The organism is Streptomyces sp. NBC_01016 (assembly GCF_026341035.1).
Lineage (GTDB): Bacteria > Actinomycetota > Actinomycetes > Streptomycetales > Streptomycetaceae > Streptomyces.
The window spans coordinates 4552115-4574604 of the sequence record NZ_JAPEOQ010000001.1 but is presented as its reverse complement, the minus strand read 5'-3'; the positions used below and the strand labels follow the sequence as shown (position 1 = coordinate 4574604).

Genomic DNA, 22490 nt, shown 5'->3' with positions numbered 1-22490 from the left:
GTGCAGGGAGGTCGAGGGCGTGGCGCGCGATGCGTGCCACGCCCTCCGCCGTCCCGTCAGCGGACCTTCTTGATGGGGATCACCACCAGAGCGCCCACCACGCAGATCGCCGCCGCGACCTGGAGCATCGTCGCGTAGCTGTCGCCGCCGACCGTGGTGACGAGGAAGCCGGCGAGGCCCGGGGCGAGGGCCTGGGGGCCCGCGTTGGCGACGTTGAAGACGCCGAGGTCCTTCGCCGCGTTGTCGGGGTCGGGCAGGACGTCCATCACCAGCGCGATGTCGACGCCGATGTACATGCCGTAACCGAGCCCGAGCACCAACTCCGCCCAGTAGAAGGCCCCTATGGACTCCACGTGCACCAGCATGTACGTGCCGATGCCGAAGAGCAGGGTGGCCGCCCCCACGAACACCTTGCGGCGTCCCGTCTTGTCCGACAGCCACCCCGCGGTCTGCGAGGCCACCATCAGGGCGACCGTGTAGACGAGGATGCCGGTGGCCATCGCGCCGGTGGCCTCGCTCACGGACAGATCGAGCTGGTGCTCCAGGTACATGAGCCGGAACGTGGTGAACATGTACGCCGCCAGGATCACCATGAAGCGGGAGGCGAACGCCCAGCCGAAGTCCGGGTGTTCGCGCGGGTTCACCCAGAACGTCTTGGCCGCCGTGCGCCAGCCGCCGTCGGTCCGCGGGCGCTCGCGCAGCGGGACGTCCGGGAGCATCACGGCGTACAGCACCATGGCGGCGAGCCCCACGAGGCCCGGCACCATGAACAGCAACAGCATGTCGTGGCCCAGGAGTTGACCCGCGTACGCGGCGCCCAGCACGCCCGCGTTCTGCATCAGGCCGATGAGCCCGGACACCTTGCCGCGCTGCCGGGTCGGCACCTGGTCGGCGACCGAGGCCAGATAGGCGGCGAGTGCGGCGTTCGCGCAGACCTGGGCGAACAGCCAGGCCACGGCGACGGTGGCCACGTTGGGGGCGAGGGCGATCACCAGCAGGCAGCCGGTGAGCCCGGCCGCTCCGGACACCAGCCAGGGGCGGCGGCGCCCGAAGCGGCCTGTGGTCATGTCGCTGATCCGGCCGAAGATCGGGTTGGCGAGGAAGGCGCCGACCGCGCCGAGCGAGGAGACGGTGGCCAGGGCCGTGATGGCGTCACCGTCGGCGGTGAGGGTCTGCAGCTTCAGGGTGAGGCTGACGTAGACGGGTGTGAGGAGGGCGAGATACAGGCCGGCCTGGGCGATCGCGAGGAAGACGATGAGCCGGGGTGGGGCCTTGCGGGTGCGTGGGGGGATGGTGGGGTCGACGACGGAGCCGGATCTTGGCGTGTCGGTGTCGGTGTCGGCTTCGGCGTCGTTCGGGGTGGATCCCATGGTTCGCCTCCTTGCGAGCCAGGGTGGATGTGGGGGGCCGCTCGTTGCGGCGCGGCGGGGTTGCGGACGCGGGGCGCTGCCCCGGACCCCGCTCCCCAATCGCCGGAGGGGATCAAATTGCCGAGCGGGAGCTCGATGTGCCCAGCCCGAGCAGCGCGTCCCGGTTGTGCTTCAGGAGGTCGAAGCGGTCGAACTCTGTGGTGTCGATTTCGGCGATGTGCCAGGCGAGGGTGGGGCCTCCGGCCTCGATGGCGGCGGGGACGTCGACGTCGCCCGTGCCGATCGGGGTCTGCGGTTCCTGGCGTACCGCCTTGCCGTCCTTGAGGTGCGCGGCGACCACGCGGCCGTCGAGCGCGCGCAGCACGGCCGCCGGGTCCTGGCCCGCGACGGTCGCCCAGTAGACGTCGAGTTCGGCGATGACCTGCGCTCCGGTCAACTCCCAGAACACGTCGTACCCGTGGCGGCCGTCGGGCAGCGTCGTCCACTCCAGCTCGTGGTTGTGGTAGCCGAGGCGGATGCCGTGCCCGGCCAGTTCGCTGGCGGCCTCGTCGACGCGGGCGGCGAACCGGGTCAGGGTGTCGAGGTCGCCGAACACGTCGCGGCCGAAGTGGTCCCCGCCGTCGAAGCCCTCGACGAGCCCGGGGATCGGGATGAAGACGGTGTCGGTGCCGAGGATGCGGCATTCCTCGGCGAGGGTGGCCAGCTCGCCGGCGGCGATCGAGGCGTGCAGGGAGCAGACCGAAAGGCCCGCCGCGTCCAGGTCGGCGCGGAGTGCGCGGGCCTTGGCCAGGCGGTCCTCGGCGGGGGTGCGCCAGTCGCCGAAACCGAAGGGCTCGACGTGGCGGTAGCCGAGTTCGGCGAGGCGGGCGAGGGTGCCGGCGCGGTCCTTGTCCAGGTCCTCGCGGAGGCTGAACAGCTGGACGGCGAGGGTGGCGTGCGTGGTGGCCATGGTGTGTCGGTCCTCCGGGTCAGTCGACGATGAGCGGGCGGAGTGTGCTGTGGGCGATGTCGAGCCCCTGGACGATCTTTTCCGGGGTGCCGCCCCAGACGGGGTCCTCGTGCTCGACGGAGAGGGTGCCGGTGAAGCCGTGCTCGTAGAGGCGGTCGAGGACCGTGCCCCAGTCGACCTGGCCGCGTCCAGGCACGCGGTAGCGCCACCAGCCCATGTCCCAGGGGTTCTTCGTACGGTCGCGGGCAGGGCCGAAGTGGCCGTAGCGCTGCCGGTCGTGCGGGCGCAGCTCGACGTCCTTGGCCTGGGCGTGCACGATCCGGTCCGCGTACGGCGCGATGGTCTCGACCGGGTCGATGCCGATCCAAGTGAGGTGGGACGGGTCCCAGTTGAGGTACAGGCCCAGGTCGAACATCCACTCCCACAGTTCCGGGGAGTAGGCGAGGTTGCCGGGGTAGCCGTCCGGGTGCCAGCCCTCCATCACGCAGTTCTCGATGATGAGCTTGACGCCCCGCTCCCCCGCGTAGTCGACGAGTTCGGGGAAGATCCGTTCGGCCTCGGCGAGGTTCTCGGCGACCGGCTTCGTCCAGTCGCGGCCGATGAAGGTGCCCACGTAGGGGACGTTCAGGCGTTGGGCGGTGTCGATGGCGTGCTTGAGGTGGGTGCCGTACGCGGCGCGCTGCGCCGGGTCGGGGTGGAGGTGGTTCTCGTAGTAGGCGAGCGCGGAGATCTCCAGGCCGTGCCGGTCGAGGAGGGCGCGGGTGCGCTCCTCGTCCTCCCCCGTGAAGGTGGCCACGGGCAGGTGGGCGGCTTCGAAGTCGCGGCCTCCCGTGCCGGGCCAGACGGCGACTTCGAGAGCCTGGTAGCCGCGGCCCGCGGCATAGCCGACGATCTTGTCGAGGTCCCAGGAGGGCAGGCAGGCAGTGAGCATGCCGAGTTTGATCTGGCTCGTGGTGGGTTCACTCATGGGTCAGTTCACCTTTGTCCAGGTGCCGTTGGCGGATGAGGTCAGGAAGGCGTCGACGAGGCGGGCGGAGCGCAGCCCGTCGGCGAAGAGCGGGAGCCCTTCGGGTGTCTCGCCGGTGGTGACGGCCGCGTAGACGTCGGCTACGAACGCGGCGAAGCAGTCGACGTAGCCCTGTGGGTGGCCGGGCGGGACGACGTTGAGGCGCTGCTGCTCGGGAGAGGTGCCTCCCGCGCCGCGGTGCAGAATGCGAGAGGAGTCCTCGCCGCCGAGCCAGAGGGTGTCCGGGTTCTCCTGGTCGAAGACGGCGCTGCCGGCCGAGCCGTCCAGTTCGAACCAGAGGCGGTTCTTGCGGCCCGCGGAGACCTGGGACACCACGGTCGAGGCGAGCGCCCCGCTCTCGGTGCGCAGGAGCAGCGCGGCGGCGTCCTCGGTGGTGACGGTGGAGCGCTCACCGGCCCCGGAACTGCCTTCGGTGGAAAAGGACTTGGCGTGCGCGGCCGAAGGGCGGTCGGGGACGGTGACCGTACGATGTGCCGTCAGTTCCGTGAAGCGTTCGCCCGTGACCCACTCGACGAGGTCGCACCAGTGCGAGCCGATGTCGGCGAAGGCGCGGGAGTCTCCCCCGGCCGCCGGGTCCACGCGCCAGCCGGACGCGTCGGGGTCGAGCATCCAGTCCTGTAGGTAACTGCCGTGCAGCAGCTGCCAGTTGCCGAACTCGCCGGCATGGGCTCGGCTGCGCAGTTCCCGTACGAGGGGGTGGTAGCGGTACACGAACGGTACGGCGGCGACGGTTCCGGCCCGTTCGGCGGCCGCCACCAGGCGCTCGGCGTCGGCCGCGCCGGTCGCCAGGGGCTTCTCGCACACCACGTGCTTCCCTGCCGCGAGGGCGCGTTCGGCGTACGCGGCGTGGGTGCGGTTGGGGGTGCAGATGTGCACGACGTCGACGTCCGCGTCCGCGAGGAGGTCGTCGAAGTCTCCGTAAGCGGCGACGGGTTGACCGGGAGCCGACCAGTCGGCGGCGACCTGCGTGGACCGCTCCGGGGTGGAGGCGAGCACGCCGGTGAGGCGGCCTCCGGCGGTGCGGACCGAGCGGCGGTGCACCTCGGCGATCATGCCCGCGCCGACGATCGCGGAGCGGACCTGAGCAGTCGCGGAGCGGACCCGAGCGGTCGCGGGGTCAGGGCTTGGTGGTGCGGGCGGGGCCATCGCGGCCGCCCTCCTTTCGACGTCGACACATGACGCCGTGCACACCATTGGCGGAGGTAACTCGTCCCGCAGACGAACGTAGGTCACTCAATTCCGTCCTGACAAGCGAAAGTTACTGCATCTTGAGAGTCATAAATGGCGGGGAGCGCGTGTACGGTGTGCAGCCATGTCCCCTTCTGCCTTCGCCCGCGCCCGGTTGTCCGTACCCACGTTGCGGTTCCGGGACGGCGGCGGGCTGCTGTACTCCACGCTGGCCCGCCTGATCGCGTCCGGCGCCGCCGTGCACCGCGGTGACCTGGTCGAACGCGCGGGGCTCGCCCGCTCGACCGTCACCCGGCACCTGGACGCGCTGATCGAGGCCGGTGTGGTGGTCGAGGGCGGGGGCGTCGCGCGCGCGGGACGTGGTCGCCCGCCGCAACTCCTCGCGCTCAACCCGCGGGCGGGGCTGGTCGCCGCGGCGGACATCGGGGCCCGCGACGCCCGCCTCGCGATCGCCGACCTTTCGCAGAACCCGCTGGCCACCGCCCACATACCCGTGGATCTGGCACAGGGCCCGAAGGAGGTGCTCGGCCAAGTGGAGGCGTCCCTGCGCGAACTGCACGCCTCCGCGACCGACGACCACGCCCCGCTGTGCGCGGTCGCGGTCGGGCTTCCGGGTCCCGTCGATCACGACGCGGGGGCACCCGTACGGCCGCCGATCATGCCGGGGTGGGACGGGTACCCGGTGGGAGACGCGCTCGCGGAGCGCTTCGGCTGCACGGTGCTCGTCGACAACGACGTGAACCTGATGGCCCTCGGCGAGGCGCGCAGCCTGCCCGAGGACCAACTCCCGCTGCTGTTCGTGAAGGTGTCGACCGGCATCGGCGGCGGCCTGGTCTCGGCGGACGGCGAACTTCACCGTGGCGCGGACGGCGCGGCGGGCGACATCGGGCATCTCCCGGTCACCTCCGGTGGTGCGTCGGAGGTGGTGTGCCGGTGCGGGAAGAGCGGGTGCGTGGAGGCGGTCGCCTCGGCGGCGGTAATGATCCGTAAGCTCAACGCCGGGCGGGAGACGGCGGGTTCGGAGCTGCGGACGACCGGTGACCTGGCGCGACTCGTGGCGCACGGCGACCCCGATGCGCTGCGTGTGGTGCGCGCCGGCGCCGAGCGGATCGGTGAGGTGGTGGCACTTCTGCTGCACGTCTTCAACCCGGCGCGGGTGGTGCTCGGCGGAGCCCTGGCGGGGGCGGGGGACGAGCTGCTCGCCGGGGTGCGGTCGGTGGTGTACCGGCAGGCACTGCCGCTGGCCACGCGCAAGCTCGTCCTCGAACCGAGTGTGCTGGACCAGCGGGCGGGGTGGGTCGGCGGCACGGTTCTGGCGGTGGAACATGTGCTGTCGCCGGACGGGGTAGTGGATCTGATGGAGCGGCGGCAGGAAGCTTCTCAGGCCACGGGGCTCCGCCCCGGACCCCGCTGGCTCTCGTCCCAGAGCGGGGCTTAAAACGCGCGCACCCTTGACATCCCACACCCCCAGTGTTTGATTGGCGCAAGATCGTGCACTTCGCGGCGGAGGTCTCGTCCCCCGAACCCACCCCGCCCGAAGGGAAGTTGCCCCCTCATGAGCCGCAGCGTCAACGTCGGCATTCTCGGCACCGGTTCGATCTTCCGGGCCTACGCCGCCGGCATCGCCACCCTCCCCGAGCTGACCGTCACCCGCGTCGCCGACGTCGACCTGGACCGGGCCCGCACGGCCGCCGCCGAATTCGGCATCCCGGCCGCGGGCACCACCGAGGAACTGCTGGCCGACGACGACGTGGAGATCGTCGTCAACATCACCCCGCCCGCCGTGCACGCACCCCTCAACGACGCCGCCCTGCGCGCCGGAAAGCACGTCTACACCGAGAAGCCGCTCGCCGCGACCACCCAGCTGGCGCGCGCCAACCTGGTGACCGCGACGGAGACGGGCCGCACGCTGGGCGGCGCGCCCGACACGTTCCTCGGCACCGCCGGGCAGACGGCGCGCGCCGCGATCGACGACGGCCTGATCGGTACGCCCTTCGCCGCCACCAGCTTCGTACGATCCAGCCGGGTGCAGGCCTGGCACCCGAGCCCCGGCTTCTTCTTCCAGGCAGGCGGCGGGCCCGTCCTCGACTGGGGTCCGTACCATGTGGCCGCGCTGGTCAACCTGTTGGGCCCGGTGCGGGACGTCATGGGCGCCAACGCGATGGCGGAGCAGGAGCTGACGGTGACGGCCCCCGCGCGCACCGTCGAGTCCGTGCCGGTGGAGGTGCCCACGCACGCCACCTCCATCCTCCGTTTCGACTCGGGGGTGTTGGCGACGGTGATGTACTCCTTCGACGTGTGGGACACCGAACTGCCGCACCTGGAGATCTACGGCACCGGCGGCACACTCTCCGTGCCGGACCCCAACACGTTCGACCGCCCGGTGCGCATCAAGCGCCGTGGTGACACCGAATGGAGCGAACTCCCCGCGGTGACCGAGGCGAAGGCGCCCGCCACAGGCCCGTTCCGTGGCCTCGGCGTCCTCGACCTGGCGCGGCACCTGGACGGCGGTCCGCACCGCGCGTCCGGCGAGTTCGCCTTCCACGTGCTCGACGTCCTGGAGCGGATCTCCCTCGCGTCCCCGGAGTCCGGCGCGCTCACGGTGGTGTCGTCCGTGAAGCGGCCGGCTCCGCTGGATCGTCCGTAAGGAGCCACCGGTCTACGGGTAGAAGTGCGTGAGCGACTCCGCCACGCACGCGGGCTTCTCGGAGCCCTCCAGTTCGAAGGTGAACGCCCGCGTCATCTGCACCCCGCCCCGCGCGACCTCCGTCACCGAGGTGACGGAGGCGTGCAGGCGTACGCGGCTGCCGACGAGTACGGGAGCCGGGTAACGGACGCGGTTGACCCCGTAGTTGAGCGCCCGGCCGACGCCCTTCACCTGGAGCAGCTCGCCGAACATCGGGATGCCCCAGCTGAGCACCATGTAGCCGTGGGCGATGGTGCGCCCGTACGGTCCGCTGGCCGCGCGTTCGACGTCGGTGTGGATCCACTGGTGGTCGCCGGACACGTATGCGTACGTGTCGATGAGCTCCTGGGTGATCTCTTTCCAGTCGGAGTGCCCGAGGTCGCGTCCGGCGAGGTCGAGGATCTCCGGGATGCCGTGCACGGTCAGGGGCATGGTCAGGCTCCGTTCGTGGTTGCGGACGCGGCGACCGTGCGGAGAGCCGGGGCCGCGTCGGCTGCCAGTTCGTCGTGGTTCGGGCGCTTGAGCAGGAGCAGCATGCAGCCCAGCGTCAACGCGACCTGGAACAGGGCGTAGGCGATGACCGCGGTGATGGATCCGGTCTTGTTGAGCAGGAACTGGCCGATGATCGGGGTTGTGCCGCCGAGGAGCGTGCCGCACAGCTGGTAGCACAGGGAGATGCCGGTGTAGCGCAGGTGGGCGGGGAAGCGGCTGGCGAGCATGCCGGCGAGGGCCGCGTAGTACAGGCAGTGCGGGATGGTGGCGACGGCGACACCGAGCATCGCGAGGCCGTAGTTGCCGGTGCTGATGAGGACGAACATCAGCGGAAGCAGGATCAGTTCGGGCACCAACATGACGGTCACCGCGCGGGACCAGCTCTTCATCTTGGTGGCGAGCACGGCGCCGAAGGGCTGGACGATGACCTGCGTGATGTTGGCGACGAGGATGATCGTCAGGAAGGTGCTGCGGTCGAAGTCGAGCGAGGTGGTGGCCCAGGACAGGGCGAACGTCGACTTGAAGTACGTCGCGGACAGGCCGATGGTGCAGGCGCCGATGCCGAGGGCGATCAGGCCGGGGTGGCTGCGCAGCACCTCGGTGAGCGGAAGCTTGACTACTTCCTTCTTCTCGATGAGCTTGGCCATGGCCGGGGACTCGGCGACCTTGAGGCGGACGAGCAGGCCCACCAGGACGAGGACCGCGGAGGCGAGGAACGGCACGCGCCAGCCCCAGGACACGAAGGCGTCGTCGGGCAGTTGGCTGATGGCGAGGAAGCTCAGCGTGGCCAGCGTGTTGCCGACGGGCGAGCCCTGCTGGGCGAACGCTCCGTAAAGCACCGACTTGCCCTTGGGTGCGCTCTCGGAGGCGATGAGGACGGAGCCACCCCATTCGCCGCCGAGGCCGATGCCCTGGATCATGCGGATGCAGACCAGCAGGATCGGCGCGGCGACGCCGATGGAGGCGTAGCTCGGCAGCAGGCCGATCGCGGTGGTGGAGATGCCCATCATCAGCAGCGTGATGACGAGCGTCTTCTTGCGGCCCAGGCGGTCGCCGAAGTGACCGAAGACGATGCCGCCGATGGGGCGCGCGAGGAAGCCGACCCAGAAGGTGGCGAAGGCGACCAACGTGCCGATGGCGCCTTCCAGTTCGGGGAAGAACACCTTGTCGAAGGCGAGCGCCGCCGCCGTGCCGTAGATGTAGAAGTCGAACCACTCGATGGTGGAGCCGACGAAGGCACCGAATCCTGCTCTGTTGGCGGCTCTGGTCTCCGCACGCGAGGTGGCGGTGGACGCACTCATGGGTCGCTCCGTGAACGTCGTTGATCAAGCGGATGGGGACGGGTGGGGACTGCTCTGGTGACTGGGGAGTCGTTACGCGTGACTGGGGAGTGGTTACGCGGCGATGCGCTCGAAGACCGCGGCGAGGCCCTGGCCGCCTCCGATGCACATGGTCTCCAGGCCGTAGCGCGCCCCGCTGCGCTGCATCTCGCGGGCGAGCGTGGCGAGGATGCGGGCGCCGGTGGCACCGACGGGGTGACCGAGCGAGACACCGGAGCCGTTGACATTGATGCGCTGCTCGTGGTCCTTCTCGCCGAGGCCCAACTCGCGCGTGCACACGAGCACTTGGGCGGCGAAGGCCTCGTTGAGCTCGATCAGGTCGAGGTCGGCGAGGGTGAGCCCGGCGCGCTCCAGGGCGGCGCGGGTGGCCGGGACGGGGCCGATGCCCATCGTCGCGGCGGGGACGCCCGCGCGGGCGAAGGAGACGAGGCGGACCAGCGGGGTGAGCCCGAGCCGTTCGGCGGTGGCGGCGCTGGTGACGAGGCAGGCGGCGGCCGCGTCGTTCTGGCCGCTGGCGTTGCCCGCGGTGACGGTGGCCTCCGCGTCGGACTTGGCCATGATGGGCCGCAGCGCGGCGAGTTGCTCGGCGGTGGTGTCCGGGCGCGGGTGCTCGTCGGCGCTGACGACGGTGTCACCCTTGCGGCCTCGCACGGTGACGGGCACGGTCTCCGCGTCGAAGCGCCCCTCCTGAGCCGCACGGGCGGCACGCTGCTGCGAGCGCAGGGCGAGGGCGTCCTGGTCGGCGCGGCTGATGGCGTACTCGCGGCGCAGGTTCTCGGCCGTCTCGATCATGCCGCCGGGCACGGGGTGGTGGATGCCGCCCGCGGTGACCCGGCCGCGCGCGAGCGAGTCGTGGAGCTGGAGGCCGGGGCCCTTGATGCCCCAGCGGCCCTCGTGCGTGTAGTACGGGGCGGCGCTCATCACGTCGACGCCGCCGGCGATCACGACCTCGCTGAAGCCCGCCCGGATCTGCATGGCGGCGTCGAGGACGGCCTGAAGACCGGAGCCGCAGCGCCGGTCGATCTGGGCGCCGGTGACGGAGTCGGGAAGACCGGCGTCCAGGGCGGCGACACGGCCGATGGCCGGGGCGTCCGAGGAGGGATAGGCCTGCCCGAGGATCACCTCGTCGACGCGGTCCGGGTCGATTCCGGTGCGGGCGACGAGCTCGGCGACGACGCGCGCGGCGAGCGCCGCGGGTGTCTGCCGGGCGAAGGCGCCGCCGAAGCGCCCGATGGGGGTGCGCAGTGGTTCACAGATGACGACATCGGCCTGTTCGGGCACGGCGGAACACCTTTCGGGCGGCTCAGGGAGGTGAGCCGACCATCGCACCCGACCGCTTAGTCGGTCCAATACCAAGTTTTCGATCCATCAAGACGGGTGGCGTCTCAATCGACGCTACGGATGGCGAATCAATCGACGCTTCCGGGAGTCGGCAGCGCCTCCTCGCAGACCTCGAGCACCGCACGTAGAGCGGCGGAGGGGTTGTCGGCCCGCCAGGCGAGGGCCGCCTGGCGCCGGATGGGCTCTCCCGCGAGGGGCCGATAGACGAGCCCGGTCTGCTGGATGTGCCGGACCGAGGACACCGTGAGCGTGACACCGACACCGGCCGCCACGAGCGCCAGGATCGTGTACGAGTCGGGGGCCTCCTGCACCACCCGCGGGTTGAACCCGGCGGCCTCGCAGGTCTCCACCATCGCGTCGCGGACCGTGGACCCGGCGTTCGCGGGGAAGGAGACGAAGGGCTCCTCGGCGAGGATGCCGATGGGGATCTCGTCGAGCGTGGCGAGGTGGTGGTCGGAGGGCAGCGCGCACAGCAGCTCCTCCTCGTCGATGACCCGGTGGGACACGCCAGGCTGGGTCACCGGGAGCCGCACGAAGCCGAGGTCGAGGGAGCCGTCCGCGACCCGGTCGAGCGCGACGTTGGCGTACGTCTGGCCCTTCATGACCAGTTCGATGGCCGGGTGCGCGGCCCGCACGGCACGGGTGAGCCGGGGCAGCGTCTCGTGGCTGGAGGCGCCCGCGAACCCGATCGTGACCCGGCCGAACTCCCCGCGCCCGGCCGCCTTCGCCGCCCGCACCGCCGTGTCGAGGTCGGCGAGCACGGTGCGTACGGGTTCGAGGAAGGACTCCCCCGCGCTGGTGAGGCGCACGGAGCGAGTGTTGCGCTCGAAGAGCTGGACGCCGAGCTCCTTCTCCAGCTGCCGGATCTGCTGGCTCAGCGGCGGCTGCGCCATCTGCAGCCGCTTGGCGGCCCGGCCGAAGTGGAGCTCCTCGGCGACGGCGGTGAACGCGGTGAGATGACGCAGCTCCACGAGCCCGCCCCCATTCATTAATCAGCGGTCTTGATCCGACCTTAATTTGGTATTGGACGGCAATCAATAGGCGCTGACACGGTAGGGCGACCAGCACGCACTCGCCGAGGAGCACAGTGGAAGCCGTGGAAGTCGTGGACGCCGTGAAATCTGCGTCGCCAAAGGTCATGTCGATGAAGGAGGCCATCGCCACCTTCGTGCACGACGGCGCCACCGTCAGCATCGAGGGCTTCACCCACCTCGTCCCCACCGCCGCCGGACACGAGATCATCCGGCAGGGCCGCAGGGACCTCACGGTCGTCCGGATGACCGCGGACATCGTCGTGGACCAGATGCTCGCCGCGGGCTGCGTGTCGCGCCTCGTCTCCTCCTTCGTCGGCAACTCCTCCGCGGGTTCGCTCGGTGAGCTGCGCCGCAGGATCGAGCGGGCGGACCCGGCGCCGCTCGCCTTCGAGGAGTACAGCCACTACGGGATGATCTGCCGCTACCTCGCCGGCTCCCAGCGCCTCCCGTTCTTCCCGCTGCGCTCGTACGGCGGCAGCGACCTCCCCGGCATCAACAACGCGCTGCAGAAGGTGACTTCGCCCTACCCCGGCCCGGACGGGGGACCCGAGCAGATCTACGTGGTGCCGCCCGTGAACCCGGACGTCACGATCATCCACGCGCAGCGCGCCGACCGTCGCGGCAACACCCAGATCTGGGGCCTCACCGGCATCCAGGCCGAGGCGGTGTACGCGGCCGACAAGGCGATCGTCGTGGTCGAGGAGCTCGTCGAGGACGAGGTGGTCCGCTCGGACCCCAACCGCACGCTCGTCCCGGCCCACGCCGTGGACGCCGTCGTGGTCTGCCCGCGCGGCGCGCACCCGTCGTTCGCGCAGGGCTATTACGACCGGGACAACGCCTTCTACCGCGCCTGGTCGGGCATCAGCAAGGACCCGCAGCGCCTCCAGGAATGGCTGACGGAGTGGGTGTACGGAACGGCCGACCACGCCGAGTACGTCGCCAAGCAGGGCGAGGAGTTCTGGGCGGGCCTCGCGGTCGGCGAGGCCCTCAGCGAACCGGTGAACTACGGACGGCGACTGTGAGCGCGGCACACGACAAGGACGCGACACACGACAAGGACCTGACCACCATGACTGCTGCCACGCCCGGGACCGCCGAGACGGTCACCTCTTCGGAGCTGCTCTCCGTCGTCGCCTCACGCGAACTGGCCGCCCGCCGCACGGTGTTCGCCGGCATCGGCCTTCCCACCCTCGCCACCGAACTGGCACACCTGACGGTCGCCCCGCAGATCGAGGTCGTGTACGAGTCCGGGGTGTGCGGCGCGCACCCCTCACACCTGCCGGAGACCATCGCGGACGCCGTGCTCATCTCTGGCGCGGAGGCGGTGCTCTCGATGCCGGCCCTGTTCGGCTGCGTGCTGCAGGGCGGACACATCGACGTCGGCTTCCTCGGCGCCGCGCAGATCGACCGCTGGGGCAACCTCAACACCTCGGTCATCGGGGACTGGGAGAGCCCGTCGGTGCGGCTGCCGGGATCCGGCGGCGGCGTCGAGGTGATGGCCAACTCCCGTGAGGTCTTCGTCGTGATGCGCCGGCACAACCCGCGCTCGTTCACCGAGAACCTCGACTTCTGCACCACGCCAGGCCCCGACCGCGCGCTCGCGGAGGGCATCCGGCCGCTGGGCGTCGGTGTCACGCGTGTCATCACCGAGCTGGGCATCCTGGCCCGCGAGGGCGTCGGCGAGGAACTGCGGCTGACCGCCGTCCACCCCGGTGTCACCGTCGAGCAGGTGAAGGAGGCGACGGGCTGGGACCTGAAGGTCGCCGACCACGTCGACACGGTGGAGCCGCCGAGCGCGGCGGAGCTGCGCCTGCTGCGCGAGGACGTCGACCCCGGCCGGGTCTATCTCCGCTGACACACCCCCGTACTCCGCCGATCCACACCCGTACTCCGCTGCCCCACCCCGACGTACTCCCCTTACACCCCCTCCCGAATCTGCGAAAGGTCCCAACTGCCATGCGTATCAGGATCGTCGGCGCCGGAGCCATGGGCCGCGGCATCGCCCAGTGGGCGGCGAGCGCCGGGCACACCGTCGAGCTGGGCGACGTCCGGGCGGAGGCGGTGCGGGAGGCGGTGGACTTCGTACGGTCGATGCTGAACCGCGCGGTGGCCAAGGGACGCATGACCGCCGAGGACAGCGCGGCGGCCGTGGCACGACTGGTCCCGCTGGACGACCCGTGGGCGCCGGGCCCCGACGTGGAGCTGGTGGTCGAGGCCGTACGGGAGGACCTGGACACGAAGGCGGAGGTCTTCGGGAAACTGGAGCAGGCCCTCCCGGCCGGCACCGTCTTCGCGACCAACACGTCCTCCCTGTCGGTGACGCGGATCGCGGCGACGCTCAAGGACCCGACGCGCCTCGCGGGCCTGCACTTCTTCAACCCCGTTCCGCTGATGCGCATCGTGGAGGTGGTGCCGGGCGCCGCCACCCGCCCCGAACTCCCGCCCCTTCTTACGGAGTTGGTCGAGAGCTGCGGGCATCGCGCGGTGACGGTGGCCGACACCCCCGGCTTTCTGGTCAACCACGCGGGGCGCGGCCTGGTGACCGAGGCGCTCGCGCTCCTGGAGGAGTCGGTGGCACGTCCCGCGGACATCGACCGCGTGGCGCGCGATGTACTGGGGCTGCGGATGGGCCCGTTCGAGCTGATGGACCTCACCGGGCTCGATGTCACGGCGGCGGTCATCGACTCGATCTGGCAGGGCTTCCGCCACGAGCCCCGGCTCCGCCCGTCCTACCTCACACCGAACCGGGTGACGGCAGGACTGCTCGGCCGCAAGACCGGGCAGGGCTGGTACGCGTACGGTCCCGAGGCATCGAACTCCCCCGAGGAGCCGGTGTCGGGCGACGCGGACCGCCCGGTCCACGTGGCGGGCGAGGGCGAGTACGCGGGGGCCCTGCGGGACGCGCTGACAGCGGCCGGCGCCTCCGTGGAGAACGACAGCCGCCCCTCCCCCGAAGCCCTTGTCCTCGTCCCGGTCTGGGGCACGACCGTGGCCGACGCGATCGCCGCCCACGAACTCCCCGCCGCGCGCACGTTCGGCGTGGACCCGCTGTCCGTGGCGAGCGGCCGCCGTGTGCTGTCGATGACCCCGGCGGCCGACCCGACCGCCGCACGCGACGCGCGCGCGGTGCTGGCCCGCGGCGAACACACCGTCACCATCGCCCGTGACACCGCGGGTTCGGTGGCCCAGCGCCTCCTCGCCTCCGTGGTGTCGGTCGCCGCGTCGATCGCCGAGCGCGGGCTGGCCGCCCCGGCGGACATCGACCTGGCGGTGACGCTCGGCCTCGGCTACCCCACGGGACCGCTGGCCTGGGGCGACCGCGTCGGCGCCGCCCGCATGCTTGACCTTCAGCGGTCCCTGCACTCCACGACGGGCGATCCCCGCCACCGCCCCACCCGCTGGCTCACCGAACGCGCCCTGCTGGGGCTGCCGTTGACCCGCCCGGGCACGACGCCCGAGGACTGCCTCGGCTGAGCCGGCGGGCGCCGCGCGGCATCGTCACCAGTCGTGCACGCCCCCGTCCCGCAGCCGGTTCACCGGCAGGTACTTGCGCTCGTACGGGAACCGCTCGGCGGCCTTCTCGTCGAACTCGACGCCGATGCCGGGGCGGTCGCCGGGGTGCATCAGGCCGTCCTCGAAGGTCCAGGACGTGTGGAACACCTCCTCGTAGCCGGGGAGGTGGGCCATGTACTCCTGCATGCCGAAGTTCGGGACCGTCAGGTCGAGGTGGAGCGCGGCGGCGAACGACGCCGGGGAGAGGTCGCCCGCGCCGTGCGAACCGGAGCGCACCCCGTACAGCTCGGCGAGCGAGAAGATCCTGCGCAGGTGCGTGATGCCGCCCGCATGGGAGACGGAGGCGCGGATGTAGTCGATCAGCCGGTTGGTGATGAGGTGCTGGCAGTCCCAGATCGAGTTGAAGATCTCGCCGACCGCGAGCGGCGTCGTGGTGTGCTGCCGGATGAGCCGGAAGGCCTCCTGGTCCTCGGCAGGCGTCGGGTCCTCGATCCAGAACATGCGGTACGGCTCAAGGGACTTGCCCAGTCGGCCGGCCTCGATCGGCGAGAGTCGGTGGTGCACGTCGTGCAGCAGGTGGAAGCCGTAGCCGAACTCCTCGCGGACGGCGGCCATGTACTCCGGCACAAAGTCCAGGTAGGCACCGGTGTCCCAGACCTCCTCGGTCGGCAGGTTGCCGTCGGCGGGCTCGTAGGTGTCCCCGTCGCCCTTGCGCATGCCGTAGACGCGCTCCAGGCCGGGCACCGCCGCCTGGGCGCGGACCGCGCGGAAGCCCTTGTCGCGGAACCGTCGTACGTCGTCGAGGAGTTCGGGGATGGTGTTGCCGCTGGCGTGGCCGTAGACGGTGACACCGTCGCGGGCGGCGCCGCCGAGCAGCTGGTAGACGGGAAGCCCCGCGACCTTCCCCTTGATGTCCCAGAGCGCCACGTCCACGGCGGCTATCGCCGTCATGGTGACCGGCCCGCGCCGCCAGTAGGCGCCCTTGTAGAGGTACTGCCACAGGTGCTCGATGCGGGCCGGATCCTTGCCGATGAGCGTGGGGCAGACGTGGTCGCTCAGGTAGGAGGCGACGGCCAGCTCCCGGCCGTTGAGGGTGGCGTCGCCGATGCCGGTGACACCGTCGGAGGTGGTGATCTTCAGGGTGACGTAGTTGCGGCCGGGGCAGGTGACGAAGACCTCGGCGGAGGTGATGGTGGAGGACATGCGATGCCGTTCTCTCGGGAGGCGTCGTTGGATGGTGTGTCAGTCGCGGGCGGCGGCCCGCAGCGCGGCTTCGGCCCCGTGCGCGTCCAGAATTCGTGCGAACTCGGCGACGGTGTTCGCGAACTCCTCGTGTTGGGCGGCCTCTTGGGGCAGCAGACCGCCTTCGGCGAGCAGCAGGCGGGCCTTCCCGTCGGGTCCGGTCGCGCGGGACGCCAGCTCGGCGAGGCGGGCTCGGGCGCCGTCGTGGACGGTGCCCAGGCTCCGCTCGTCGTACGCGTCGTCGGCCGTGATCACCCGTACGTAGGCGGCGAAGCCGAGTGCGAGCACGCGCGGCACACGTCCGGCGGTCAGTGACTCGGTGAGGGGCCCGGCCCAGCGCACGGGGATCTTCAGGGAGCCGTCGGAGCCGACCTGGGCGGTGCGGTGGCCGAGCGCCGGGTTGGCGAAGCGGTCGAGGAGTTCGTCGATGTACGTCGCGCCGGGCATGCCGTCCGATTCGGGGACGGTCGGCAGGATCTCCTCGCGCATCGCGAACTCGACGACTCCGCCGAGGAGTTCGTCGCCCACCGTCTGGTCGATGGAGCGGTGGCCGCGCAGCAGCCCGAGGTAGGCGAGCAGGGAGTGCGCGCCGTTGAGGAGGCGCAGCTTCATCAGTTCGTACGGGCCGACGTCCTTGGTGAACACCGCGCCCGCGTGCTCCCACGCGGGCCGCCCCGCACGGAAGTCGTCCTGCATCACCCACAGTCTGTACGGCTCCGCGGGCACCGGCACGGTGTCGCGGACGCCGAACGCGCGGGCGGCCAGGGCGCGGTGCTCGTCGGTGGTCGCGGGCGCGATCCGGTCGACCATGCTGTTCGGTGTCGACACGGAGGCGTCGGTGTACGCCTGGAGGTCCTCGCGCTCGGCGGCGGGCAGCGCGGCGATGAACTCGCCGAGCAGGGACCGGAGTCGGGCCCCGTTGTCCATGAGGTTGTCGCAGCTGAGGAGCGTCACGGGCGGGGCGCCGGTCCGGAGCCGCTGTTGCAGTCCGCGTGCGATCAGGCCGACCGTGGTGCGCGGGGTGCCGCCCGCGAGGTCGGCGCGGACGAGCGGGTCGTCGAGGTCGAGGCGGCCGTCCGCGCCGAACGTGTAGCCCCTCTCCGTGACCGTGAGGGAAACGATGCGGGTGGTGTCCGCGCCGATGGCGGCGACCACGTCCGCGCCCTGCCCGTCGGCGACCAGGCCCGTGTGGTGCACGCCGGGCACACTCGCGGCGACGGCGCCGTCGCGGTGCAGGGTGAGCACGGTGTAGAGGCCGTCCTGCGCGGCCATGCCCTCGATCACCGGCCGGGGCCGGTTGCCGGGCGTGGTGGAGACACCGGTGATCCCCCACGGTCCTTCGGTGTGCCGCAGCGCGTCGGCGGTGTACACGGCCTGGTGGACGCGGTGGAAGTTGCCGAGGCCGAGGTGGACGATGCCGGACTCGGGTGTCAGCGGCGGCAGTTTGAGGCCTGCCACCGGGAGCGCGGCCCGGTTCAGGCGCGGCACCGCGCGGTGCTGGGTGGTGGTCACGCTTCCACCTCGCCGGGCGTGACGAGCACCTTCATCTGGGTGCGGTCGGTGAGCGCGGTGTGCAGCGCCTCGTCGGCCCGCTCCAGCGGAAACTCGGCGGTGACCAGCTCGTCGAGGCGTACGCGACCGGAGCCGGCGAGGCGCACCGCTGCCGCGAAGTCCCCGGCGGCGTACCGGAAGGAGGTGAGCAGGGACATCTCCTGGCGCTGCATCCAGGCCAGCGGCAGTGCGGTCTCCGGGCGGTTCGGGTTGCCGACGACGACGGCGGTGCCGCCGGGGCGCAGCGCGCGGATCCCGGAGACCAGGGCGGGGCCGACGCCGGAGCAGTCCAGGACGGTGTCGTAGCCGTCCGGGTCGGCGAGGGCGTGTGCCCGGTCGGGGTCGGGGGTGAGCGCGGTCGCGTCGACGGTCTCGGCGCCGAGCCGGGCCGCGAACTCGCGCCGCGCCGGGGCCACGTCGGACACGGTCACCAGCGCTCCGCACGCGGCGGCGACCTGCGCGACGAGCACGCCGATCGGCCCGGCACCGGTGACCAGGATGCGTTCGCCGGGCGCAACGGCGGCGCGGCGCACGGCGTGCACGGCAACCGCGAGGGGTTCGACGAGCGCGCCCAGCTTCACGTCCATGCCCTCGGGCAGCTGGTGCACGAAGTCCCTTGGTACGGCGATGAGTTCGGTCAGCGCGCCGTTCGTGGGCGGCGAGCCGAAGCAGGTGCCCTTCGGGCACAGGTTGTAGCGCCCGGCCCGGCACAGGGCACAGCGCCCGCAGGGGTGGGCCGGCTCGATGGCGACGGGCGTGCCCTGCGGAAGGTCGTCCGTGCCCGCGCCGTGGCCGACGACGAACCCGGCGGGTTCGTGGCCGAGGACGGTCGGCTGGCGCAACACGTTGGGCCCGTTCTCACCGTGCTCGTAGTAGTGCAGATCGGAGCCGCACAGGCCGACGGCGCGGACGGCGACGAGCACCTCACCGTCGCCCGGCTCGGGCACCGGACGGTCCTCTACGCGCAGGTCCTTGGGTCCGTGCAGCACGGCGGCGCGGTGCGTGGTGGTGGTCACGGGGCGCTCCCTTCTCTCGTACGAAAAGTCTTGCAGGCGGTCTCAGGCCCGCACCGGCAGCGGTTCGACGCGCTTGATGACGAACGCGTAGGTCAGCGCGCCGACGATGGACAGGGCGCCGGAGACGAGCAGCGGCACCAGGTACGAGCCGCCGGAGGACGCCAGCAGGAAGCCGGTGACGATCGGGCCGAGGGCGCCCGCGACGTTCGAGGCGAAGTTCTGGATGCCGGCGAGGGAGGCGACATGGCCCGCGGTGGGCGCGACATCGGCGGGCAGCGAGGCCACGGACGCGGTGGCGAAGGTCAGCGAGGCGTAGCTGAGGGAGAGCAGCGCGAGCGCGCCGGACGCGGTCGGCACGACGACGGCGAGCGCGATGACGGACGAGCACAGGGTGCCGGAGATCAGGCAGGTCTTGCGGACCTTGGTGGTGGACCAGCCCTTGCGCAGCAGCCGGTCGGCCGTGTAGCCGCCGAGCAGCGAGCCCACGATGGCGACGAGGCCGGGGACGGTTCCGAAGAAGCCGAGCGAGAGGAGGTCGAAGCCGCGCTCGTCGACGAGGTAGCTGGGGAACCAGGTGATGAAAAAGTAGATGACGTAGTTGAGGCAGAAGAAGCCGAGCATCATGCCCCAGACCGTCCGGTACCGGAACAGGTCACGCCAGCGCACCTTGGGCGCGTCGTCCTTCTCGGCCGGTGTCTCCTCGATGCGGGCGCCGCCGGCCTCGATGTACTCGCGCTCCTCGGCGGTGAGCTTCGGGTGGTCGGCGGGCTCGTGGTACAGCCGCCACCAGCCGATGATCCACAGGAAGCCGAGCAGTCCGCAGGCGACGAAGGCGACCCGCCAGTGGAAGACGGAGACCAGCATCGTGACGAGCGGCAGGGCGATGGCGGTGCCGACGCGGGCGCCGTTGTCCCACACGCTGTTGGCGAGGGTGCGCTCGTGCCGCGGGAACCAGCGCGAGACGGCCTTCGCGGGCGCCGGGTAGCCGGCGGCCTCGCCCGCGCCGAGCAGCATCCGCGCCCCGACGAGCGAGCCGACCCCGCGCACCAGGCCCATGCCGATGGTGGCCACCGACCACCAGATCGCGCCGAGCGCGAAGACCCGCTTCACGCCGTACTTGTCGAGAAGCGCGCCGGCGGGCAGCTGGCAGATCGCGTACGTCAGGAAGAACGCGCTGAGGACGAAGCCCTGGGTCTCGGGGCCTATGTGCAGGTCCTTGGACATGGTGGGCAGCGCGACGCTGAGCGTGGAGCGGTCGAGGTAGTTGACCGCGAGGCCGCCGAAACAGAGCACGGCGATGCCCCAGCGGACGTTCTTGCCGCGGCCGCGGGGCCGGGGCGGCGGGGTCGTGCCGGACGGCGTCGTCACCTCGGTGTCGGTGACGGGGTGGCTGGTCATCATTGACCTCCGGTCGGAAGCGGGCTCGTCATTTTCTACCTGGGCGACCGCTTACATACAAGCCTTGTATGTAAGAATTTCCGCAGCTGAGGTGAGAGGGTGACGGCATGCGGGACGAGCAGCGACGAAGCGACAGGGCGACACGGCGCACGGTGGAGGCCGTGACACCCAAGGAGTCCAACCGGGTACGTGTGCACGCGCTGCTGCGCTCGCGCATCACGTCTCTCGAACTGCCGCCGGGCGCCCCGCTGTCGGAGAACGAACTCGCCGCGGAGCTCGACGTCAGCCGCACCCCGGTGCGCGAGGCGCTGATCCTGCTCGGCGAGGAGTCGCTGGTCGACATCTTCCCGAAGCTCGGTACGTTCGTCTCACGGATCAGCGTCGACGCCGTCCTCGAAGCGCAGTTCATGCGCGAGGCGCTCGAACTGGCCGCGCTGCGCGAGGCGGTGAAACGGGCCGACGACGAGGACATCGCGGCGCTGCGCGCGAACCTCGACGCGCAGCGCGCCGCGTTCGAGGCGGCGGACGACGATCTGTTCTTCGAGCAGGACGAGGCGTTCCACCGCCGACTGATGGAGGCCAGCGGCCACCGCACACTGTGGCGCACGGTCACCACGGCCAAGGCCCACCTCGACCGCGCCCGCCGGCTGAGCCTGCCGCTGCCGCGCCGCATCGAGCACCTCATCGACGAGCACCGGGCAGTGGTCGACGCCCTGGAACTGCGGGACGCGGCGCGGGCCGAGCAGGCGCTGCGCGGACACCTTCAGGGCGTGTTCGACGACATCGGCACCATCCAGGCCGAGCGCCCCGAACTCTTCGTGGAAACCGGGGAGTTGCCCCCGCCCAGCAGGCCCCGCGCCCACCCCGGACTGCGCGCCTGAGCGCTCAGTCCGTGCGCCTCAGCCCGTCCAGGGTGAGGTCGAGGAGCCGCTCCGCCTGAGCGCGCTGTTCGGGCCCGGCGGAGGTGAGGGCGATCCCGGCGAGGGCGGCGAAGATGTCACCCGTGGGGATGTCGGAGCGGATGGCCCCGGCGCGCCTGCAGGCGTCCATCAGCTCGGCGATGGACGCCTCGATCATGTCCCGGCTGTGCCCGTAAGGATTTCCGCCCTCGGCGGCCATGGCGCGCAGGGCGTCGGCCATGCCGTACTTGGCGCTCGCGTAGTCCATGAAGCGGCGGGTCCATGCGCGCAGGGCCCCGAACGGCGGGTGCGCCGCGAGCAGCTCGGTGGCGGCCTCGCAGACCTGGGCCACCTCGTTGCGGTAGGCCGCTTCGATGAGGGCCTCGCGGGTCGGGAAGTTGCGGTACAGCGTCGCGCTGCCGACGCCCGCGACCTTGGCGATGTGTTCGAGGCGCGCGTCGAGGCCGTCCTCGGTGAACACGCGCACCGCGGCGGCCAGGATCTTCTCCCTGTTGCGTCGCGCGTCCGCCCTGAGCGGCCGCTCCGCGGCTCGGTCCATCACCGGTTCCCTTCGTGCCCACTTGCTAAGTGGAGGCTACCCCACTTACGGTCTCACCATCAGCCTAAGTGGGGAGTCCCCCACTTTCGCTTTGGGGCACGGCTCCGGCCTGCCCACACCCACTCCCCTGGGAAGGACCACCCATGCCTGGAATCGAAGGCAAAGTCGTGGCGATCACGGGCGCCGGCAGCGGCATCGGCGAGGCCACGGCCCTGCTGCTCGCGGAACGCGGCGCGAAGGTCGTCCTCGGGGCGCGCCGCACCGAGCGCCTGGAGGACCTGGCGGGCCGCATCGAGAAGTCAGGCGGCCAAGTCGCCTGGATCCGCACCGATGTGACGGTCCGCCAAGACCTCGCGTCACTCGTCGCGTTGGCGCGCAGCCGCTTCGGCAGGCTCGACGCACTCGTGAGCAACGCCGGGATCGGACCGATCTCCCCACTGGACGACCTGCGCGTCGAGGACTGGGAGAACATGATCGACGTCAACTTCAAGGGCGTCCTGTACGGGATCGCGGCCGCGCTGCCGGTCTTCCGGGAGCAGGGCTCGGGACACTTCGTCAACGTCGTCTCCACCGCCGGACTGCGGATCGTCCCGACACAGGCGGTGTACGCGGCCACGAAGAACGCCGTGCGCACCCTCTCCGAAGGCCTGCGCCAGGAGGCAGGTGACAGCCTGCGGGTCACGGTCGTCTCACCGGGCATGACCCGCACGGAGTTCACCGACCACATCGCGCCGGAGGTGAAGGACCGGCTCGCCGCGTCCATGGGCGACATCGGCATCCCGCCGGAGTCCATCGCGCAGGCCATCGCCTTCGCCGTCGAGCAGCCGGCCAACGTCGACGTCGGCGACATCGTGGTCCGGCCGACGGCGCAGGGTTAGACACCGG

The 22490-nt window shown here is 71.3% G+C and carries 20 protein-coding genes; 7 read left to right on the top strand and 13 right to left on the bottom strand.

Annotation, left to right across the window (positions count from 1 at the left end):
• Positions 1 to 56 precede the first annotated feature (56 nt).
• The 4 genes from OG746_RS20485 to OG746_RS20470 all read right to left on the bottom strand — a co-directional run bounded on the left by OG746_RS20485 (position 57) and on the right by OG746_RS20470 (position 4492).
• Entirely contained in the window at positions 57 to 1370 is a 1314-nt protein-coding gene (locus OG746_RS20485; RefSeq protein ID WP_266716524.1) for an MFS transporter, read from the bottom strand.
• A 112-nt stretch (positions 1371 to 1482) separates the two neighbouring features.
• The gene (locus tag OG746_RS20480) at positions 1483 to 2319 is read right to left on the bottom strand and encodes a sugar phosphate isomerase/epimerase family protein (RefSeq protein ID WP_266716522.1); all 837 of its coding nucleotides are present in this window, start codon (positions 2317 to 2319) and stop codon (positions 1483 to 1485) included.
• Positions 2320 to 2338: 19 nt separating this feature from the next.
• On the bottom strand, positions 2339 to 3286 hold the full coding sequence (locus OG746_RS20475) for a sugar phosphate isomerase/epimerase family protein (protein WP_266716520.1): 948 nt from the start codon (positions 3284 to 3286) through the stop codon (positions 2339 to 2341).
• Positions 3287 to 3289: 3 nt separating this feature from the next.
• Complete coding sequence (locus OG746_RS20470) at positions 3290 to 4492, bottom strand: Gfo/Idh/MocA family protein (protein ID WP_266716518.1); 1203 nt, start codon at positions 4490 to 4492, stop codon at positions 3290 to 3292.
• A gap of 166 nt (positions 4493 to 4658) precedes the next feature.
• Between OG746_RS20470 and OG746_RS20465 the strand changes: the two genes are divergently transcribed.
• Positions 4659 to 5972: an ROK family protein gene (locus OG746_RS20465; protein WP_266716516.1), complete on the top strand. Its 1314-nt coding sequence runs from the start codon at positions 4659 to 4661 to the stop codon at positions 5970 to 5972.
• 117 nt (positions 5973 to 6089) lie between these two features.
• On the top strand, positions 6090 to 7181 hold the full coding sequence (locus OG746_RS20460) for a Gfo/Idh/MocA family protein (protein WP_266716514.1): 1092 nt from the start codon (positions 6090 to 6092) through the stop codon (positions 7179 to 7181).
• A gap of 12 nt (positions 7182 to 7193) precedes the next feature.
• Here OG746_RS20460 and OG746_RS20455 read toward each other — a convergent pair whose 3' ends face one another.
• The 4 genes from OG746_RS20455 to OG746_RS20440 form a co-directional block, all read right to left on the bottom strand.
• Positions 7194 to 7652 carry a MaoC family dehydratase gene (locus tag OG746_RS20455; protein ID WP_266716512.1) on the bottom strand — a complete coding sequence of 153 codons (459 nt, stop codon included), beginning with the start codon at positions 7650 to 7652 and terminating at the stop codon, positions 7194 to 7196.
• A 2-nt stretch (positions 7653 to 7654) separates the two neighbouring features.
• Entirely contained in the window at positions 7655 to 9013 is a 1359-nt protein-coding gene (locus OG746_RS20450) for an MFS transporter (protein ID WP_266716510.1), read from the bottom strand.
• 93 nt (positions 9014 to 9106) lie between these two features.
• On the bottom strand, positions 9107 to 10333 hold the full coding sequence (locus tag OG746_RS20445) for an acetyl-CoA C-acetyltransferase (protein WP_266716508.1): 1227 nt from the start codon (positions 10331 to 10333) through the stop codon (positions 9107 to 9109).
• Positions 10334 to 10461: 128 nt separating this feature from the next.
• The gene (locus tag OG746_RS20440) at positions 10462 to 11364 is read right to left on the bottom strand and encodes a LysR family transcriptional regulator (RefSeq protein ID WP_266716506.1); all 903 of its coding nucleotides are present in this window, start codon (positions 11362 to 11364) and stop codon (positions 10462 to 10464) included.
• A 167-nt stretch (positions 11365 to 11531) separates the two neighbouring features.
• On the opposite strand from OG746_RS20440, the gene OG746_RS20435 reads away from it, so the two are divergent.
• From OG746_RS20435 to OG746_RS20425, 3 genes are all read left to right on the top strand, one after another.
• Positions 11532 to 12449, top strand: coding sequence for a CoA transferase subunit A (locus tag OG746_RS20435; RefSeq protein ID WP_266716504.1), 918 nt, complete (start codon positions 11532 to 11534; stop codon positions 12447 to 12449).
• A gap of 47 nt (positions 12450 to 12496) precedes the next feature.
• Positions 12497 to 13282 (top strand): CoA-transferase subunit beta, encoded by a 786-nt coding sequence (locus OG746_RS20430; protein ID WP_266719096.1) that lies wholly within the window; start codon positions 12497 to 12499, stop codon positions 13280 to 13282.
• A gap of 101 nt (positions 13283 to 13383) precedes the next feature.
• Complete coding sequence (locus tag OG746_RS20425; protein WP_266716502.1) at positions 13384 to 14901, top strand: 3-hydroxyacyl-CoA dehydrogenase; 1518 nt, start codon at positions 13384 to 13386, stop codon at positions 14899 to 14901.
• Positions 14902 to 14925: 24 nt separating this feature from the next.
• Here OG746_RS20425 and manD read toward each other — a convergent pair whose 3' ends face one another.
• Genes manD through OG746_RS20405 form a run of 4 tightly spaced genes read right to left on the bottom strand, consistent with a single transcriptional unit; the run spans position 14926 to position 20147 of the window.
• Positions 14926 to 16143: a D-mannonate dehydratase ManD gene (manD, locus tag OG746_RS20420; protein WP_266716500.1), complete on the bottom strand. Its 1218-nt coding sequence runs from the start codon at positions 16141 to 16143 to the stop codon at positions 14926 to 14928.
• Between the two features lie 39 nt (positions 16144 to 16182).
• Positions 16183 to 17694, bottom strand: a complete 1512-nt coding sequence (locus tag OG746_RS20415) for a mannitol dehydrogenase family protein (protein ID WP_266716498.1) — start codon at positions 17692 to 17694, stop codon at positions 16183 to 16185.
• The gene (locus OG746_RS20410; protein WP_266716496.1) at positions 17691 to 18749 is read right to left on the bottom strand and encodes an NAD(P)-dependent alcohol dehydrogenase; all 1059 of its coding nucleotides are present in this window, start codon (positions 18747 to 18749) and stop codon (positions 17691 to 17693) included. Before OG746_RS20410 ends, OG746_RS20415 begins: the two co-directional genes overlap by 4 nt.
• A gap of 42 nt (positions 18750 to 18791) precedes the next feature.
• Entirely contained in the window at positions 18792 to 20147 is a 1356-nt protein-coding gene (locus tag OG746_RS20405) for an MFS transporter (protein ID WP_266716494.1), read from the bottom strand.
• A 161-nt stretch (positions 20148 to 20308) separates the two neighbouring features.
• Here OG746_RS20405 and OG746_RS20400 point away from each other — a divergent pair, with 161 nt between their 5' ends.
• The gene (locus tag OG746_RS20400; RefSeq protein WP_266716493.1) at positions 20309 to 21028 is read left to right on the top strand and encodes a GntR family transcriptional regulator; all 720 of its coding nucleotides are present in this window, start codon (positions 20309 to 20311) and stop codon (positions 21026 to 21028) included.
• Between the two features lie 4 nt (positions 21029 to 21032).
• Here the strand turns inward: OG746_RS20400 and OG746_RS20395 are convergent, their stop codons facing one another.
• Positions 21033 to 21605: a TetR/AcrR family transcriptional regulator gene (locus OG746_RS20395; RefSeq protein WP_266716492.1), complete on the bottom strand. Its 573-nt coding sequence runs from the start codon at positions 21603 to 21605 to the stop codon at positions 21033 to 21035.
• A gap of 143 nt (positions 21606 to 21748) precedes the next feature.
• On the opposite strand from OG746_RS20395, the gene OG746_RS20390 reads away from it, so the two are divergent.
• The gene (locus OG746_RS20390) at positions 21749 to 22483 is read left to right on the top strand and encodes an SDR family oxidoreductase (RefSeq protein ID WP_266716490.1); all 735 of its coding nucleotides are present in this window, start codon (positions 21749 to 21751) and stop codon (positions 22481 to 22483) included.
• The last annotated feature ends 7 nt before the right edge of the window (positions 22484 to 22490 follow it).